Source organism: Microvirga sp. P4_G7, from assembly GCF_056401005.1.
This window is the reverse complement of the sequence record NZ_JBFUKD010000916.1, coordinates 1-1,193: the sequence shown is the minus strand read 5'-3', so window position 1 is coordinate 1,193 and position 1,193 is coordinate 1. Positions and strand designations below refer to the sequence as shown.

At 67.2% G+C, this 1,193-nt stretch carries 1 protein-coding gene; it reads left to right on the top strand.

Going from position 1 to position 1,193, the window contains the following annotated elements; translation table 11 throughout:
• Window positions 1–477: 477 nt before the first annotated feature.
• Window positions 478–738 (top strand): hypothetical protein, encoded by a 261-nt coding sequence (locus AC1DT3_RS21880; RefSeq protein WP_477467279.1) that lies wholly within the window; start codon window positions 478–480, stop codon window positions 736–738.
• Window positions 739–1,193: the final 455 nt, after the last annotated feature.

The following is a 1,193-nucleotide window of genomic DNA, read 5'->3' as shown; positions in this document are numbered from 1 at the left end:
AGCTATAACCTCTCCCGTCCGACCCAATGAGGGGCGCGCTCGCGAGGCGTTGCGGTTGTGGGGTCGGGTACGGTCTCGCGGGTGGGTTTTACGCAAAACCCGTTCGGCGAGAGGCCCAGGCTGTGTGCCTGGCTCGGGGCTGGCCCGAGGCCCGTCGCTTGATTCAAGGCGACGTCCGCCTCGGGAAGCAATTGCGAGCCGTCRCCGCCTGTCCGCCTAAAAGAACCGTGCGCGAGGTGCCGTCCGGCTTCTCCACAYCACCACCATCATCATCGAGCCGGACCGCACGTCGCGCCACCCTCGATTTTTTCGCCGAGGTTCGGGCCGTTTGCGCCCTGAGCCCGCGGACCCGCGTCCGTTTCCAGCGCGTCTCTTTTTCCCGCACGCCGTTTTCCAAATTGCCTCTTTCCGGAATGCCTGCCGTCCGTCGTTTCATCCGCTCCGTTTCATCCGCTCGTTGCCAGAAGGGATATTCTCATGAACCCGGCTCAAACCATTCTCGCCAAAGTGCCCGATTGCGACGACGCCCTGCGGCGTCTCGCGGACGTTCTCAAAGTCCCCGCCACCTGCCGCCGCCGCGCCTGCCGCCACACCGGCCATTGCCAGGGCGGCTACGGCCCGCCGTGCTTCCTCGCCGAACGCACCTTCTTCGCCGACGCGCTCCGCGACCGCATGCACGAATTCCGCGACCACTGGGCCTCACAACGCAGCACCCTCGAAACTATCCTGCGACGGTGATGGGTGAGATGACGCCCTCACGGCCGGGCTCGTCCCGGCCACCTCGATCGGACGAGCGCGCGCTTCAGGGAAGCGAGGTCACCGGGACAAGCCCGGTGATGACGTGGTGGAGGGAGCCTCCGGGAGCCTCATCCTGAGGGGGGATGGGAATGAGATGCCCCCTCCGMTGTCACGGCCGGGCTCGTCCCGGCCACCTCGATYRGAYGAGCRCGCGCWTWAGGGAAGCGAGGTCACCGGGACGAGCCCGGTGATGACGTGRTGGRGGYGGGGCGCCGACGTGTCATCCCCGGCGAGCGTAAGCGAGGGAAGGGGACCCAGGMCTGGCGCGTCTTCACGAGCACSACGGTTCGGCACGGCCCGRCGCTATGGGTTCCCTTCCCCTTCAGCGGCTGCGCCGCTTCCGGCCGGGAATGACACTGGGGGGTGGCAATCCCCACCGCYGTCATGGGTCATGG